Source organism: Neokomagataea tanensis (genome assembly GCF_006542335.1).
GTDB lineage: Bacteria > Pseudomonadota > Alphaproteobacteria > Acetobacterales > Acetobacteraceae > Gluconobacter > Gluconobacter tanensis.
The window spans coordinates 1,199,385-1,214,488 of the sequence record NZ_CP032485.1; the positions used below are offsets into that span (position 1 = coordinate 1,199,385).

Here is a 15,104-nt window from a genome sequence, read left to right on the forward strand (position 1 = left end):
CGTCCTTACTTTAACCCCGCAGCGGGGCCGTATTTGGAGTAACGCTATGTTAGACGAACAGAAATATCCCTATAAAAACGTTTTCATCTTTTGACCGTGGTGGCCCTGAAGAGAGCAATGGTGTTCGTCGGCATGGCGAAAGAAATATTAGATGTAAAGCTGTATGGTTGTATCTAGACGATCATCCTGACGCTACCATTGCGGAGATGAAAAAAGTAGATTGTGGAAAAAGTATGGAATATAAATAATACCCAAATTGAATTTTATCGGTGGCGAAAATTCCACGGTTTGCCTTCATTTAAATTTTATTCGATAGAGACAATAGTTATGTTCGCACATCGATGATAGCACTCAATTTTTAAAAGGTACTTGGGTTGAAAGTGCCATCGGCTCACACCTAAGCAAATATGCGGTCAGGTAAGACGGGCCTTGAGCGGCGGGAAGCATACGGTTGGCTGTAACAGAAATAATAATTTCTTTTCCGGACAATGCGTTTTGGTAGGCTTCTCGTATTGCCGTATAAAAAATAGGTCGCCACTTGATGTCGACAATGTTGTAAAAATGATTGTTGACGTTTTCTGTGCAAGGCAGATTAAGCGGGATCAATCAGTTTTTTTCAATTTGGTTGACGTGCCCCCCAATTTGTTACCACTGGTAAGCAGAGGTTTCTCTTTTGTGGTGTGTGGTTGATGGGTATGGCAATGGTCTTATGGGCATGCCCATAAGACCATTGCTGAACGACCTGAGCAGGGGTTCTATCGCCGAGCTTTGAGCGTGGACGCACGATGTTACAGTTCTCACGCCACAGCCCCAGAATATGCTGCGCATGGGGCAAGGAGGTGAGGAGCGTCTCGTTTAAGCATTCATCACGCAGTTTTCCGTTGAAACTTTCAATAAAGCCATTCTGCCGTGGTTTGCCGGGGGCGATGTAATGCCACTCCACGCCCATTTCTTCGGCCCATTTCAAAATGGCATGGGAGGTAAATTCTGTCACATTGTTACTAACAATGATGAGCGGTTTCCCATAGTGTTCCACCAACATAGTCAACTCCCGGGTAACGCGCCCTCCGGATAAAGACATATCAGCAATGAGCGCTAAGTTTTCTCGGCTCACATTATCAATGATTGTTAATATCCAAATAAGCCGTCCGCAGATGAGCGCGTCGGAGACGAAATCCAAACTCCAGCGTTGCCTTGGATCTTGAAGTAGAGTGAGTGGAGTACGCGTTCCTAGAGCTTGTTTGCGACCACCGCGATGACGAATTTTCAACCCTTCCTCCTGATACAGACGGAAAAGTTGCTTTTGGTTCACGACATGTCCTTCATGAGCCAGCAGAGACCCTAAACGACGATAGCCAAAGCGGCGGCGTTCTGCCGCCAATTCCCGCAAGCATTGTCGTAAAGTCGCATCCTCTGGGCGCACAGAAACATACCGAATGACGCGCCGAGCAACACCAACAACTTGGTAAGCATGGCGTTCACTTACACTGAAAACATCACGTATAAGATTAACGGCCAGCTGCTTCGCGACAGGCGTTACCACTTTTTTCCAACAATTTCCTTCAAAGCCGCGTTGTTCAGCATTGCATCCGCTAGGAGACGTTTCAGACGGGTATTCTCGTCTTTTAATGTGCGCAATTTTTTCGCTTCTGCTGAGACCTCAAGGCCTCCATAACGGGTTTTCCACTTGTAAAACGTAGCGTCACTCATACCGTGTTTGCGTCAGAGAACTGGCACTTTCGGCCTCGCCTCCTGCTCGTGCAGGATCTTGATAATCTGTTCTTCCGTAAGACGACTGCGCTTCATAGGTCCGGTTTCCTTCTCAAAACGGACTCCACTTTAAAATGGATACATTTCCGGACGGCGCGTCATGGTTTGTGTCCGAATGGTATCTTTGATCACATGCGTATACTGCAAGTGATTGGTGGCCGCAGTGAGGCGGCGGCTTCGACGCTGGTTGAAATATTTGTTCGCGTCTAAGAGCCAATACTTTCGGCGAGCGCTTATTGTGGACAAGTTACCTGCTGTTGAAGGCTTACGTTTTGCTTGTCGGAAGTGCTCCGTAGGAAGCTTTAGGTAGAGGGAAAGCTTTCCAAAATATTTCTTTTAATCTGAAAATATGGTGCCGGGTGAGGGATTTGAACCCCCGACCTTCGGTTTACAAAACCGCTGCACTACCACTGTGCTAACCCGGCGACCTGGGGCCGTTTCTTTCATGTGTTGGCCCCACGGTCAAGACGAAATATGCAGAAAATTGAAAAAATTAGAGCTTGGTTTTGATGGTCTCGGCTATGGTCTCGGCCAAACGGGTATAGGCTAAGGCCGCTTCGCTTTCAGGGGCTGAAAGTGTGATGGGGGTTCCATCGTCACCGCTGGCGCGTATGGCTGCTAGTAGTGGGATTTCTCCCAAGAAGGGAACACTGGCGTTCTCAGCTTCCGCCCGCGCGCCGCCGTGGCCGAAAAGCTCTGTGCGATGATTGCAGTTTGGGCAGCAGAAATAAGACATATTCTCGACGATGCCTAAAATTGGAGTTTCCATGCGTTCGAACATGGATACACCGCGGCGGGCATCGATCAGTGCAATATCTTGTGGCGTCGAGACAATGACAGCTCCGCCTTTTGCAAGTTTTGGACCAAGCTTTTGTGCGAGAGTGAGTTGAGCATCTCCTGTACCGGGCGGCATGTCTATGACAAGCACATCAAGGTGGCCCCACTCTACCTCTCCTAAAAACTGGGTTAATGCGCCCATCACCATGGGGCCGCGCCAAATCATGGCTTGTTTCTCATCGACCAGATAGCCGATGGACATTGTTTTGATGCCCCATGCTTCAATGGGGATGATGCGGCTGTCTTTTACCTCTGGCCGGGTAGATTGCCCCAACATGCGAGGCAACGAAGGGCCATAGATATCAGCATCAAGCAGGCCAGTTTTAAGACCAGTTTTTGCAAGGCTTACAGCGAGATTAACGGCAGTTGTAGATTTACCAACGCCGCCTTTGCCGGATGCAACTGCAATCACTGTTGTGACATCCGGGACAATAGCATGCGCGGGCTTGCCCTTGCCAAGGTTAAAGGGCCTGTGACCTGCGGGTTGAGGTGGTGCGGGCTGTGGAGTGTTGGGGCGGTGAGACGTCAAAGAGAGAGTCGCGCCGGTTAAGCCGGGTAGTTTGGCAATTTCAGCTTCGACGGCGGAACGGATGGGGGTCAGCTTCTCGGCATTCTCACGCGATGTAGACAACGCAATGTGCGCATGACCGTGTTGGACGGAAACACCATCTAATTGCGCAAAAGAGAGGATAGCATGTGCTGGGCTGTCCGGACGTTGTAACAGGTCTCTGATACGTTTTTCCGTCAGGTTTTCTGGGAGGGATGAGGAGGGGAGGGTGTCGTCCGTCATGACCGCTAATCTCAATTTCACGTCTCGTATCGTTTTAGCGTAGCATAGAGACATGAGGTCTGCATCTTGATGAGGTGTGGTAGCGTGTTCCCTTATGCGTTAGCGTGTCTTTTATGAACCGAAATTGCCTTTTATCCTCTCTGTTTGGTTTTGCTCTTTTAGGTGCAAGCCTTCCTGTCTCTTCTGCTTTCGCAGAGACAGAGGCGCCAGTACCTTCCATGCGGGCCCCTGCTAGTTTTGCTGATTTGGCAAACAGACTTTTACCGTCCGTGGTCAATGTCTCGGTTGCGGCGGTTCTGAAGCCTGAGCAGGACGACGAGAAAGGTCCTGATGCGAGCCCGCCTGCGGGTCCCCAAGTCCCCAAGGGGAAGGCTGGGTCACCTCTGGACAAATTTTTACACGATTATACTAAGCGTAAAGCTGCCCCCAACCGTCCGCCCCGACGCTTTCAGGGGTTGGGTTCCGGTTTCATCATTGATCCTGCGGGTATCATTGTCACCAATAATCACGTGATTGAGGGTGCTGACCAAGTAGTTGTTACGCTCCATGACGGGACGGAAATGCCCGCTAAAATTGTTGGGCGGGATAGTCAGGTCGATTTGGCTGTACTGTCGGTCAAGCCCGAGCATCCTCTGCCGGCTGTACCCATGGGGCATAGTGACGCAGCCCGTATCGGGGATTGGGCGCTGGCAATTGGGAATCCCTTCGGTTTGAATGGCACGGTGACGGCGGGAATTATTTCATCCCGTGGCCGAAATGTAGAGCGCGGCCTGTATGACGATTACATTCAAACAGACGCAGCCATAAACAAGGGCAATTCAGGTGGTCCGCTGTTTAATATGGCAGGGGAAGTCATTGGAATTAATACTTTGATTTATGGCGGGGCCGGGGGTGACTCCATTGGTATTGGCTTCGCTATTCCGACGGACGATGCACGAGGAATTATTGAGCAACTGAGACGCGATGGTCACGTCTCCCGAGGGTGGCTTGGTCTGCGTTTTCAGGACGTTACGTTCGATATGGCGCAGGATCTTGATTTCCGCGATGCTGACGGAAAAGTCGGGCATGGCGCTATTGTCTCACAAGTTGAAGCCCATGGCCCGGCAGCTGTAGCGGGCCTTGAGATTGGCGATGTCATCATGCAGGTTGAGGCTAAGAAGGTAACCGGACAGACAATGCCTCGGATTGTGGCGTCCTACCCACCGGGAACAAAACTTGGTTTGGTCATTTGGCGGAAGGGAGCACAAAAAAGCCTTAACATAACATTGGGCAAATCCCCTGTACCTGCTGATACGTTGCCGTCTGACACGCACCAACCAGATCACGCGAAAGAGGCGATTGATATGCTTGGGCTGGAGGTCAGCGCTATCGACTCGGATATGCGGACACAATACGCCCTCTCGGATGACCAGCGCGGTGTGTTGGTGGATCATGTCGATGCTTCAGGAACCGCTGTTTTGCGCGGGATTGAAGTGGGTAACGTGATTGTTCAGGTGGGACAGGTACAGGTGAACACCCCTGATGCTCTGAAAGAGGAACTGAATCGTGTTCAAGGCCAAAAGAAAAATGAAGTTTTACTTTTGGTGCAAGATAATGATGGTTTGAGATGGGTTCCTGTCCCGTTAAAGACTAATTTTTGAGATGTATTATCAAAATAAAAATAACAATTATATGTAACTAAATATTTCAGTACTGTATTATTATTTCTATTTAATAAATTATTTCAGTAATATGACAAATATAATCACCTGTTGGGGCGTTAAAAAAAATTAACGACCTGACAGGTGTTTTTTTTTACATAAATTCTGAAAATTGTATACGATAAATTATGTAATATACATTAGTGAATTGTTTATACACGGAATTTTATTCTGAGCTCTTAGTATTTTCTTTTTTTCTTCCGCTATCAAAACATTAGATTATATTAATAATCATTTGCAATAAATTGGATTTTAGTGAAATAAGGGTGCCGTTTCAGCGGTTCAGTAGACTTCTTATTAAGATGGTTTGCCTTGAAAATTGCTGTTTTGCTGGCGTTTGGCGCTACGGAGATTTGTGCTCTGGCGGTTTACGCTCATGCTTGGCAGCGCGCTGTTGGCCAATGAATTAGGGTGTCTGTATGCCGTCCAACGCAGAAGAATTTAATATGCATTTCCCAAATGATAATTCGATCTCTGATGGGCATAATCAGGGTTCATCATTAAAATGGCAGAAACTGGCATTATTGGCGCTCGGCGCTGGCCTTGGAGTGTCAGAAGCAGGTGAGGCCGAAGCGCAAGATACAAGCGCTCAGGCTGACGCAACCGCAGTAAGTCTGCCATCCGTCAAGGTCCACGGCCAAAACAGCGCAGCAGCGCCGGTTTCACTGAACACGAACAACACGACGTTGGACATTGGGCGTATGCCCGGTACAGTCCGTGAGACGCCTCAGATCATCAACGTTGTACCAAAAGATCTGATTGAGCAGCAGCGGCTGTTCACATTGGATCAGGCACTGGCAAACGTGCCTGGTATCACAATGTCCACAGGCGAGGGCAATGGTGGCTTGAACGGCAGCCAGTTCCGGATCCGAGGACAGCAGGCGCGTGGTGATATTTACGAAGACGGCCTGAGAGATTTTGGCACATACGTAAGAGACACATTCAATACTGAGAGTGTTGAAGTCGTTAAGGGACCAAGCGGCGAATATTTCGGCGCGGGCAACGTTGGCGGTGTTATTAACCAGACCCTGAAAAAAGCTCATCTTGGCAAAAGTGCAGCTTTGGACCAGAGCATCGGCAGCGGTATGCAGTATCGTGGAACTGCGGATGTAAATTATCAGCTTGGTGCACATTCTGCTTTCCGTCTTAACGGGATGTATAACAAGCAGAAGGTTGCTGACCGCAACAACGTGCGTTCTGACCGTTATGGTATCGCAGCTGATCTGGGCCTTGGGCTCGGTACTAGCACCACGTACCACCTGAATTATCAGTGGCTCGGCAGCCGTGGAACGCCTGATTACGGCGTACCGATGATTGGTGTTAACGGCATCTTCCGTCCGATCACCGAATACGGCTTGGACCGCAGCACGACTTATACGCGTAGCTTTGACCGTGACCGTTCTGACATCCATATGTTGACGTCAAAACTCGCGTCCGAAATTACCAAGTGGATGACACTGAGCAACGATACGCGCTTTAGTCATTACCATCGTGAATATGCTGCGACGAACCCAAGTGCCTGCTCAGGGACTTGCGCGACAAACTTCTTGGCTGGCGGAAATCCTGCCCTGTCTTACGGTGCTGGTGGTGGTGTTGCTTACCAACAGGACGGTTGGGGGGTTCAAAACATCTCCATGGCGCATGCGAAGTTTGCTACCGGGTCGCTCAAGCATGATCTGCGCGCTGGTGTAGATATCAACTACACCAAAGACGACCGCGTCATGGGAACGTACGTTAACCGTACTAACAACCAGACGATTAGAAACCCTTACTATTCATCGCCAAACACGTATATCACGTGGCCGTCAACCGGTACGCGTATTGCTGACTTCCGCGATCTCGGGCTTTTCTTGGCGGATAAAGTGTTCCTGACCAACAAGCTCTCCGTTTTCGGAACATTACGCTGGGACAGCTACAAAAGCACATACTGGAGTGCTGCGGCTCAGTCTTCTGGTACGCAGGTACAGTCGTCGAACAAGTTCAGCCCGTCGGCTAGTGCAATGTACGACATTACCAAAGACGCAAGCGTGTATTTCACATTCTCGCGTTCGTTTAAGCCGGTTGGTACGGATGCGTCCTCTCAGATTACCAATCAGGCAAGCGTTGGTGACGTTGCAGTCAATGGCCGTGACCTCAAGCCACAGCGCAGCGATCTGTTCGAACTGGGAAGCAAGGTCGACTTCTTTAACAAGCGCCTTGGTGTAACGGCTGGTCTGTTCCAGATTAACCAGAATAACTCTTACACCTATGACGACAACGGAAACATCTTGGTCGGCTTCCAAGATGCGGGAAGCGGCCGTCGTATTCGTGGTGTAGAACTCAGTGCTACGGGTAAAATCACGCAGGATTGGGATGTTTACGCGACTTACGCCTATATGAGAGGCAAGGTCACGAACAGCACCACCGCTTATGGTAAGCAAGCTCCGCAGCTGCCACACAACACATTGTCCGTTTGGAGCACGTATAACCTGTCTCGTCTGATTTTGAATGTAGGTCAGGGCGTGTTGAAAGCTGGCGGTGGCGTTCAGTACAGCTCAGCTTACTGGTCTAACGAAGCGAATACTGGCCGTATGCCGAATAACTTCTCGTTAAATGGTATCGTTTCTTACGATTATGGCCGTTACCACGTCCAGTTTAACGCGAATAACCTGACGAACCATCTGAATTATGGTTCTGCGTTCAGCACGAGCCGTGCTGTACCGCTATCAGGCCGTACATTCATGGGTAATGTTGGTATCAACTTCTAAAAAACCAGCTTAGTCGCATGTTCCCCTTCTGGCGCGAGCCAGAGGGGGTTTTTGCGTTTTAAGCGATGGCTTTGTTAGTTGCAGGAAGCGAATGAGCGCAAAAACCGAGCACGAGATGACCTTGGAGCCTTGTCCCTCGCAAGTTCAGGCCCAGCTTCTTTTGGGGCAGACGCATGTTGATAAAGGCTTCATGACGGAAGCTTTTACATATTTTGAGGCGGCAGCGCGCAGTGGTCACCCGACGGCCCTCAACATGCTGGGCAGGGCGTATGAACGTGGCTGGGGTGTCGCCCGTGATGCTCGTCAGGCGGCGTCTTATTTTGAGCATGCCGCGGCGGCGGGGGAAAATTGGGCCATGTTTAATCTGGCCGACTTATTCTTGCTTGGGGATGGAGTGCCGCAGGATAAAGCCAAGGCATACCAAATGTACGTTTCCTCCGCCAAAAGAGGGAACGCGAAGGCTTTAAACATGCTGGGTATTTTGCATGAGGAGGGAATAACCGGGGCCGTTGACTTAGAGGGAGCCGAGGTTTTTTTTAAAGCCGCTGCTGAAGGCGGAGATTATTGGGCTGTATTAAACTTGGCACGTTTGGCTTTGGCCAATGAAAAGCCGGAAGAGGCGAATGCGCTGCTAGAGAAAGCGTTAAGCTCCGGCCATGACGATATACGCCAAGCTATACTTGAGCTTGTGAAGCCACATGGGAAGAACCCAGCGTTTCGATGGGTTTACCACGCAGCTTCTCTGTAAGCCTGGCGGATGTAAAAGCTAAGAATTACTCGTCGACGGAAAACTCGATGGGTACTGTAAGCGCAACGGTGGCACCTGAAATTTCAGGCGGTGGCGCTGGAAAAGGTTCTGCGCGGCGTACAACAGCTAAAGTTTCTTCATCCAGAAGGGCGTAGCCACTGCCTTTTTTCAGATGCGCAGATAAAACGTGGCCACGTCTGTCCATGACGAAAAACAGGACGGGTGTGCCCTCCTGATGTGATGCCAAGGCTTCAGACGGGTAGCGTTTGAAGCGTTCGATACGCGCCAAAACGTCGCCCTGCCACGTCACAGGAGCGTTGCTGAAATGGCTGACGCTGGAGGTGGCGGCCGCATTACTGCTTTGTGCTGTAGTATTTTCAGAGGCGGGTGGCGCAGTCACTTTATCCGCAGGCGGGGCCTCAACGGGTACAGGCTTCACTTGCTGTGGAGGAGTGACGCTTTTTTTCTTTAAAACTTTGATTTTCTTGACAACCGGCACGGGTACAGGCGGGTGTAAAGATGGTGAAGGGGCTGCATCGATTTTCGTTGGGGTGTCAGGAACTTCTTCCGACGGTGCAACGGAGTGTTGAGGCCCGACCGGCACATCTTGAGGAGGTGCAGGGGTGGCCGCCGGAATGGGTGACATCTCGATGGCTATCGCCTGAGGAGGTGCAGCGCTCGGCAATGGAATGGGAGGCGAGGGGTGCATGAAAGACCACCCCAAGACGGCAGCCGTAAAGAGACTGACGCTCGCACCGGACAGCATCCAGCGGCGCTGACTGCGCTTGTTTTCGTTTTGCTGGTAAGAGGCATACCAATTACGAAACATGATTGGATTGGCGCTCATATCGGCCATTAAGGGGCTTCTCCCGCCTCTTGTCCTTGTAGTGTTACCAAAGCAACTTTGAGGTAACCTGCTTTGCGCAACTGTCCCATGACACCCATCAGAGTGCCGTAATCGACGGTTTTGTCAGCGCGGAGGAAAATGCGCTCCTCCTTATTGCCCTTACTCGCTTTTTCCAAAGCGGCGACCAGTTGGTCTTGGTTGATATCATCTTCGCCTAGAGCAAGGCTGTGATCCGCTTTGACCGTGAGGAAAACGGGTTCATCGGGCCGTGGGGCTGGTGTCTCGGTTGATGAAGGCAGGTCAACAGGGACATTAACGGTACTAAGCGGCGCAGCCACCATGAAAATCACGAGCAAAACTAGAACAACGTCGATAAAGGGTGTGACGTTGATTTCGTGTGCTTCTTGAACACCCTCGTCCGCGTGGCGAATATGGATGGCCATTACTCTGCTGCTTCCATCAGGTGAATGACGTTGTTTTTGGTGGTGAGCAAAGAGCGCGCTAAATCGCGTGATACAATACGCATGACCAGCGACGTAATATCAGCAACGCATGCACGGCACGTAGCGGTTTGGCGCGCAATCAGGTTGTAAATAATGACCGCGGGAATGGCGGCAATCAGGCCGAGGGCAGTTGCCAAGAGTGCTTCAGCAATTCCTGGTGCGACGACGGCAAGGCTCGTCGCATGTGCTGCCGCAATGCCCGTGAAGGCAGACATGATTCCCCAAACTGTCCCAAAAAGGCCAATGAAAGGAGCTGTTGCACCAATCGTTGCAAGCACCCCTGTTCCACGCATTAAGCGTCGGCCCTCTGCTGCCTCAATGCGCTCCAGATGCAGGACGATACGTTCTTTTATGCCGTCGGAATCAGTAGGAATATCTTTTGAGCGTTGACGCTCCGTGATAGCCGCCAGCACCATAGCTTGTGCAACGCCGACCCCATTGCGGCTCCACTCGTCTCCGAGATCAAGCGTGTTGGCATCATCCAGTGCGATTTCTGACTTTTTGAGATTTGCACGTAAACGCGTCAGTTCAATGCATTTTGCAACTAAGATTGTCCATGTCGCAACGGAAGCGACCGCTAAAATGGTCATTACAGCGCGGACCACTGGGCCAGCATCAAGGAACATCTGCCAAGGGGAAAATGTAAGAGACATTAATCGTGCCTGACGGGGCGGCTACTGGCGCCCTCCGCATATGGGGTTGAACCATTTTTCTCTTTGCAGTGCACCGCGTAGGGCGTGCGAAATCCGGGGCTGTGAGGCCTTATGGATTGCAGAGAGCATCAAAGATGCCCTACTAATAATAATAGTCATTCTTATTTACAAGTAAGTTTTAAGCGTTGACACATTTGTCGGTGCTTTAAGCGGGGGAAGCTTTAAAAATATGTTGATACACGTGCCCGACGTGCTGTCTCCTGATGAGGTAAAATATTGCAGACAGCGCTTGGAAGCGGCTGAATGGACTGATGGCCGGGTTACAGCGGGTGAACAATCGGCAAAAGCCAAACGTAATTTGCAAATTCCTCAAGATTCTGAGGTATCGCGGGAACTTGGAGAGCTAATTTTACACGCTCTTGGGCGTAACCCCATTTTCAACAGTGCCGCTCTTCCCCTCCGGGTTTATCCGCCTTTGTTCAACCGATACGATCAGGGCATGCATTTTAACGCGCATGTGGATAACGCAATCAGGCCTATCCCAAATGCGGGATTTCGTATCCGTACGGATGTATCATCGACACTTTTTCTGTCATCCCCGGATGAATACGAGGGAGGGGAACTCGTTATTCAAGATACGTATGGCAACCAAAGTGTGAAGTTGCCCGCAGGGCATATGGTTGTGTACCCCTCAACCAGCCTTCACAGCGTCAATCCTATTCTTCAGGGTAGTCGGTGGGCTTCGTTTTTTTGGACGCAGTCTATGGTGCGTGATGATACGAAGAGAGCACTTTTATACGATTTTGATCGGTCAATTATGGAGACGCGCAAAGCCTTGCCGGATGACCATCAGGGCGTATTGGGTCTGACATCGACCTACCATAATCTGCTGCGTCAGTGGGCAGAACTGTAAAATAAAAACCCCCTGAGAGATACTCTCAGGGGGTTTTCAGTAACTCCCCAATCAAGTGGGGAGTTGAAAAACCGGCTAAATCAGAAACCAGCGCTGACCGTTGCGATAGCCGAGAATGGCGCTGCAATCGAGTAGGTTGGTGTGCTTGCGCGAATGGTGCGGCCGTTGATACCTGTGGTGTTAACCGCATTACCCTGCAAAGACTTTACGAAACCCAGGTAAGCGCGGTCTGTCAGGTTGCTGAAGTTCACACGGATGTTTGGAGCCTTAAGGAAGCTCATATCCGAGAAGCGGTAGCCAATGTTCGCATTCATGAGCACGTAGCCCGGAATGGACTGATCGTTCATGAACGTGGAGTACTGCTTGGAAACGTACTTCACGTTATAGCCACCGAAGAGGTGACCATCGTCATAGTCGAGGTTGAATGCTGCTTGGTAGTGTGGTGCTTCCGGAGCAACTTTACCCTTGGTTGGCAGGTAGTCAGAGCCACCCGTGGTGGATGTGCCAGCAAGGTTGCTACCCAGACGTGAGTCCAGATATTCGAACGAAACATAGGGGCGGAGGTGATAGAAAATTGGACGGGTGCCAATTTCTGCATCTACACCGTTGGATGTTTGGCCGCCACCGTTCAGGCTTGTGCTGAATGTGTTGAGGCACTGCGTGTCGAGGCACTGCGTCTGAGAGTACAGGCGGTTTGTGAAGTCGTAGTGGAAGTACGTGACCGACCCCATGATGGTGTGGCCTGTGTAACGGTAGCCAGCTTCTTCCGAAATGGAGATTTCAGGATTCTGGTTAACGTTTGCACGTGTGGAGTAGCTGTTTGACGTCGTGCTGTAGTTGCCGGAGTCATACAATGCGCTGTTCGTTGGCATACGGAAGTTTGTAGCCGCAGAAACAAAGAACTGGTTTTCCGGGTCCAACTGGTAGCGAATTGCAACTGTGGGAAGTGGCTGCTGCCACGTCTTGTTGATGTAAGCACCGGTTGATGTGTCTGGCAGGAAGTTATGGCCGTTACGAATAACGAATGCGTACTTAAAGCCGGCATCAATCGTCAGTTTATTGTTCAGAAGTGACAATGTGTCACCGATGAACATGGTGTGGACACGTGTTTGAGTCAGCGTGTTACGGAACTGATAGGTAAGGCCGTTCGACATAACCGCGTTCGGGCCAGCTGCCCATACGTTCCAAGGGTTACCGTCAGCGCCTACGCCTGTGTAGGGCGAAGTCTGGCCTTGCTTGGAGTATTCAAACCAGTAACCAACCATCAGTCGGTTAGCGCCGGTTGAAAGTGTCAGTTTAACAACGTTACCAGGGCGGTAGGTTGTTGAAGTTGATGGGTTGTACAGCAGAGTTGTTCCCCCTTGACCATTAATGGTGGCGCTAACTTTTTGCTTGCCCCACTGCAGGTTGTTCAGGTTTACAACGCGGCCAGCGCCACCGTTACCATCGCCGTACCAGAAATATGGTGTTTCCGTTAAGGTCAGGTGATCGGAGAGATGGAACGTAGAAGGCGCACTGGCATAGATATTGGTGAACGGGTTTTGCTGCAGCTTGTAGTAAGATGCGCCTTTGTCCGAAGCTGTTGGATCAAAGGTGGAGTTCAGCTGCGTGTTGCCGACCACATACTGGTCTTTCACGCCGCGCCCGTATTGGTTCCAGCTCGCCAATGAGACGTTGCGGTTCAGATAGTTGTAAAGACGGTTTCCGATAATTGCCAAGGAGATGCGGTTACCGTTACCCCAGTCGTTTACGAACTTTGTTTCCGCGTGGAGCTTGCGGTTGGTGTAGTTCGTGTTGAACCGATCTTCTGAAGCGTAAGAGCCTGAGAAGTAACCGCGCAGGTTGGTGTTGCCAATCTTACCCGTATCGAGGCGCAAGAAGCCGCGAGTAGCGTTGTATGATCCGTAAGATGTATCGAAAGATCCGCCCTTTTTCATGGAGGGATCAACCATGTACATGTCAACCACGCCGCCCGTGGAGCTGATGTGCGGGCTGTCAAGGTCAGCAGAACCTTGAGCCATGCTCACCGTACGCAGGTTTTCAGGGTCTGCGATTTCTTGAGAATAGACCTGATAGTTGCCGATATCGTTGATCGGGAAACCTTCGAGTGTGAAGCCGACCTGCGTTTGATCCATGCCGCGCAAGCTCATTGAGCTTCCTGTCAGGCCCATTGCGTCAGATGCGCTGACATTGGCGCCTGGCAAAAGGGCAATCAGCTGCATCGGGTCGCTGCCCGGGACCTGCTTGCTGATAAAGTCGCGCGTGACTGCTGAAACTGACTTCGCGCTATCCTGCTTGCTCATCAGGCCGCCGCCGACTGCGGTACGTGACACGCCATCGAAGTAGCGGTGCTGTCCATGAACAGACACGTGCTCTTCATGATAATCCGTTGGGGAGGTGCTTCCCATCATGGATGGTGCCGTAACCTGGGTTCCGGCCTTAGCGGCGGGCTTTGCAGTCTCTTTGTGAGACGCAACAGGCGCAGCAAAAGCTGGGAGTGTGCCCAGAGCGATAAGAGCAGAAGTAGATAGAAGACGTGTCAGGCGCATGGGTGGCGTGATCTTTCTCGTTTCCGATGGAAGGTCGAGATGTCGGAAACCACGCTTTTTAATGTGGAGCAACACTTCTCATGTTGACACGGAATTACAACTTTAAATTCGTGGTAAATCTGCCACGAATTTGGCGTTTTTGCCGCATTAACCCCCTAAAAACGGGGTTAATGTGACACTCTGATGAAATTCTCTAAAATGTTACATTATGTCGTAATATTTCAGCTGGGCTGCAAAAGGTAATCTTTTGCATAGATTCGACGGATTCGTTTCTCTTGCAAATCTGTTACGTGAATGGTGTGGGCGTTTTTGTTCAGGTGCGGAATAGAACGCGTTTTTAACTGTGGAATGTGTTTGGGGAGCGTATCGATTTGTTCCATGGTAAAAAGCTTGGAAACAGCAAGCTCACCTTTACGGTTACAAACATACCAGTGCTGAGGCCTGAAAACATGGTCCAAATCGTAAGGGGAGTTGGCAGCTTCTACCATGTCGAGCGCATCATTTAATGAGTGGAGCGACCGATATTGCTCGTTGACCGATGGGTGAATGCTGACCCGGTCCGTTCCGCCCTTTTTAGCGAATGACCACGCCGACACAAAACGCTCAACCGGATCACGCCAGATTGCAAAGCTTGGCAAGATTCTAACCATTTCCGGGGCGACGTGGCGGTAGTACCGGATGGTTTCATGCATCATAACCCCGCCATAGAGTTGGTCACAGATGGACGTACCACCATTTTTGGGGACGTGGACAAAGAGCACACCCGATTTAACAATGGATTTTAAGCGCGCTTCCCGTTTTTTTCCACACGGCAAGGGTAGGCGTAGGTCAGCGGCGCGCTCGTGGATATCGTTGAATTGCTGAACTTGGAAAGCAGTACGCAAGCTACGATGTAACCAGTCTTCTTTCGCAATCGTGGGAAGCGGGAAGTCCGCAATAGTTTGTGTTTCGTTGAAGGCGAGAGCGGATTGCTGTGTCATGACTGGGTACCCATCTCTTAAATCGGGTTCTTAAAGCGTATGGTCTTTAAGATATAGAGATGAGCAA

Annotated in this window: 11 protein-coding genes, 1 tRNA gene and 1 pseudogene; 5 read left to right on the plus strand and 8 right to left on the minus strand. The window is 50.5% G+C overall.

Features of this window, described 5'->3' with window-relative positions; translation table 11 throughout:
* Positions 1 to 616: 616 nt before the first annotated feature.
* Positions 617 to 1,806 (minus strand): annotated as a pseudogene (locus tag D5366_RS05520) (IS3 family transposase).
* Between D5366_RS05520 and D5366_RS11865 the strand changes: the two are divergent.
* On the plus strand, positions 1,714 to 1,980 hold the full coding sequence (locus D5366_RS11865) for a hypothetical protein (protein WP_141492622.1): 267 nt from the start codon (positions 1,714 to 1,716) through the stop codon (positions 1,978 to 1,980). The pseudogene D5366_RS05520 and the gene D5366_RS11865 overlap by 93 nt on opposite strands.
* Positions 1,981 to 2,120: 140 nt before the next feature.
* Here D5366_RS11865 and D5366_RS05530 read toward each other — a convergent pair.
* Both D5366_RS05530 and D5366_RS05535 read right to left on the minus strand, forming a co-directional pair.
* Positions 2,121 to 2,195: transfer RNA gene (locus D5366_RS05530), tRNA-Thr, on the minus strand.
* A 68-nt stretch (positions 2,196 to 2,263) separates the two neighbouring features.
* Positions 2,264 to 3,397: an Mrp/NBP35 family ATP-binding protein gene (locus tag D5366_RS05535; RefSeq protein WP_141492623.1), complete on the minus strand. Its 1,134-nt coding sequence runs from the start codon at positions 3,395 to 3,397 to the stop codon at positions 2,264 to 2,266.
* A 113-nt stretch (positions 3,398 to 3,510) separates the two neighbouring features.
* On the opposite strand from D5366_RS05535, the gene D5366_RS05540 reads away from it, so the two are divergent.
* The 3 genes from D5366_RS05540 to D5366_RS05550 all read left to right on the plus strand — a co-directional run bounded on the left by D5366_RS05540 (position 3,511) and on the right by D5366_RS05550 (position 8,592).
* The gene (locus tag D5366_RS05540) at positions 3,511 to 5,037 is read left to right on the plus strand and encodes a S1C family serine protease (RefSeq protein ID WP_141492624.1); all 1,527 of its coding nucleotides are present in this window, start codon (positions 3,511 to 3,513) and stop codon (positions 5,035 to 5,037) included.
* A 506-nt stretch (positions 5,038 to 5,543) separates the two neighbouring features.
* Positions 5,544 to 7,844: a TonB-dependent receptor gene (locus D5366_RS05545; RefSeq protein WP_141493846.1), complete on the plus strand. Its 2,301-nt coding sequence runs from the start codon at positions 5,544 to 5,546 to the stop codon at positions 7,842 to 7,844.
* Positions 7,845 to 7,935: 91 nt separating this feature from the next.
* Complete coding sequence (locus D5366_RS05550; protein ID WP_141492625.1) at positions 7,936 to 8,592, plus strand: tetratricopeptide repeat protein; 657 nt, start codon at positions 7,936 to 7,938, stop codon at positions 8,590 to 8,592.
* A 25-nt stretch (positions 8,593 to 8,617) separates the two neighbouring features.
* Here D5366_RS05550 and D5366_RS05555 read toward each other — a convergent pair whose 3' ends face one another.
* The 3 genes from D5366_RS05555 to exbB are packed head-to-tail and all read right to left on the minus strand — an operon-like array spanning position 8,618 to position 10,595.
* Positions 8,618 to 9,448, minus strand: coding sequence for an energy transducer TonB (locus tag D5366_RS05555; protein WP_240775362.1), 831 nt, complete (start codon positions 9,446 to 9,448; stop codon positions 8,618 to 8,620).
* Positions 9,448 to 9,882, minus strand: coding sequence for a TonB system transport protein ExbD (gene exbD, locus D5366_RS05560; RefSeq protein ID WP_141492626.1), 435 nt, complete (start codon positions 9,880 to 9,882; stop codon positions 9,448 to 9,450). The genes D5366_RS05555 and exbD overlap by 1 nt, the downstream gene beginning before the upstream one ends.
* Positions 9,882 to 10,595 carry a tonB-system energizer ExbB gene (gene exbB, locus D5366_RS05565; RefSeq protein ID WP_141492627.1) on the minus strand — a complete coding sequence of 238 codons (714 nt, stop codon included), beginning with the start codon at positions 10,593 to 10,595 and terminating at the stop codon, positions 9,882 to 9,884. Before exbB ends, exbD begins: the two co-directional genes overlap by 1 nt.
* A gap of 229 nt (positions 10,596 to 10,824) precedes the next feature.
* On the opposite strand from exbB, the gene D5366_RS05570 reads away from it, so the two are divergent.
* Positions 10,825 to 11,508, plus strand: coding sequence for a Fe2+-dependent dioxygenase (locus D5366_RS05570; RefSeq protein ID WP_141492628.1), 684 nt, complete (start codon positions 10,825 to 10,827; stop codon positions 11,506 to 11,508).
* An 80-nt stretch (positions 11,509 to 11,588) separates the two neighbouring features.
* Here the strand turns inward: D5366_RS05570 and D5366_RS05575 are convergent, their stop codons facing one another.
* Entirely contained in the window at positions 11,589 to 14,057 is a 2,469-nt protein-coding gene (locus tag D5366_RS05575) for a TonB-dependent receptor (RefSeq protein ID WP_141492629.1), read from the minus strand.
* 221 nt (positions 14,058 to 14,278) lie between these two features.
* A complete protein-coding gene (locus tag D5366_RS05580; protein WP_141492630.1) occupies positions 14,279 to 15,037 on the minus strand; it encodes a sulfotransferase family 2 domain-containing protein in 759 nt (252 codons plus the stop codon).
* Between the last annotated feature and the right edge of the window lie 67 nt (positions 15,038 to 15,104).

Coding starts and splice junctions, on each gene's coding strand:
- D5366_RS05540 (WP_141492624.1), top strand. CDS start 3,511: ATGAACCGAAATTGCCTTTTATCCTCTCTGTTTGGTTTTGCTCTTTTA.
- D5366_RS05580 (WP_141492630.1), bottom strand. CDS start 15,037: ATGACACAGCAATCCGCTCTCGCCTTCAACGAAACACAAACTATTGCG.
- D5366_RS05555 (WP_240775362.1), bottom strand. CDS start 9,448: ATGGCCGATATGAGCGCCAATCCAATCATGTTTCGTAATTGGTATGCC.
- D5366_RS05545 (WP_141493846.1), top strand. CDS start 5,544: ATGCATTTCCCAAATGATAATTCGATCTCTGATGGGCATAATCAGGGT.
- D5366_RS05570 (WP_141492628.1), top strand. CDS start 10,825: ATGTTGATACACGTGCCCGACGTGCTGTCTCCTGATGAGGTAAAATAT.
- exbB (WP_141492627.1), bottom strand. CDS start 10,595: ATGTCTCTTACATTTTCCCCTTGGCAGATGTTCCTTGATGCTGGCCCA.
- exbD (WP_141492626.1), bottom strand. CDS start 9,882: ATGGCCATCCATATTCGCCACGCGGACGAGGGTGTTCAAGAAGCACAC.
- D5366_RS05550 (WP_141492625.1), top strand. CDS start 7,936: ATGAGCGCAAAAACCGAGCACGAGATGACCTTGGAGCCTTGTCCCTCG.
- D5366_RS05575 (WP_141492629.1), bottom strand. CDS start 14,057: ATGCGCCTGACACGTCTTCTATCTACTTCTGCTCTTATCGCTCTGGGC.
- D5366_RS05535 (WP_141492623.1), bottom strand. CDS start 3,397: ATGACGGACGACACCCTCCCCTCCTCATCCCTCCCAGAAAACCTGACG.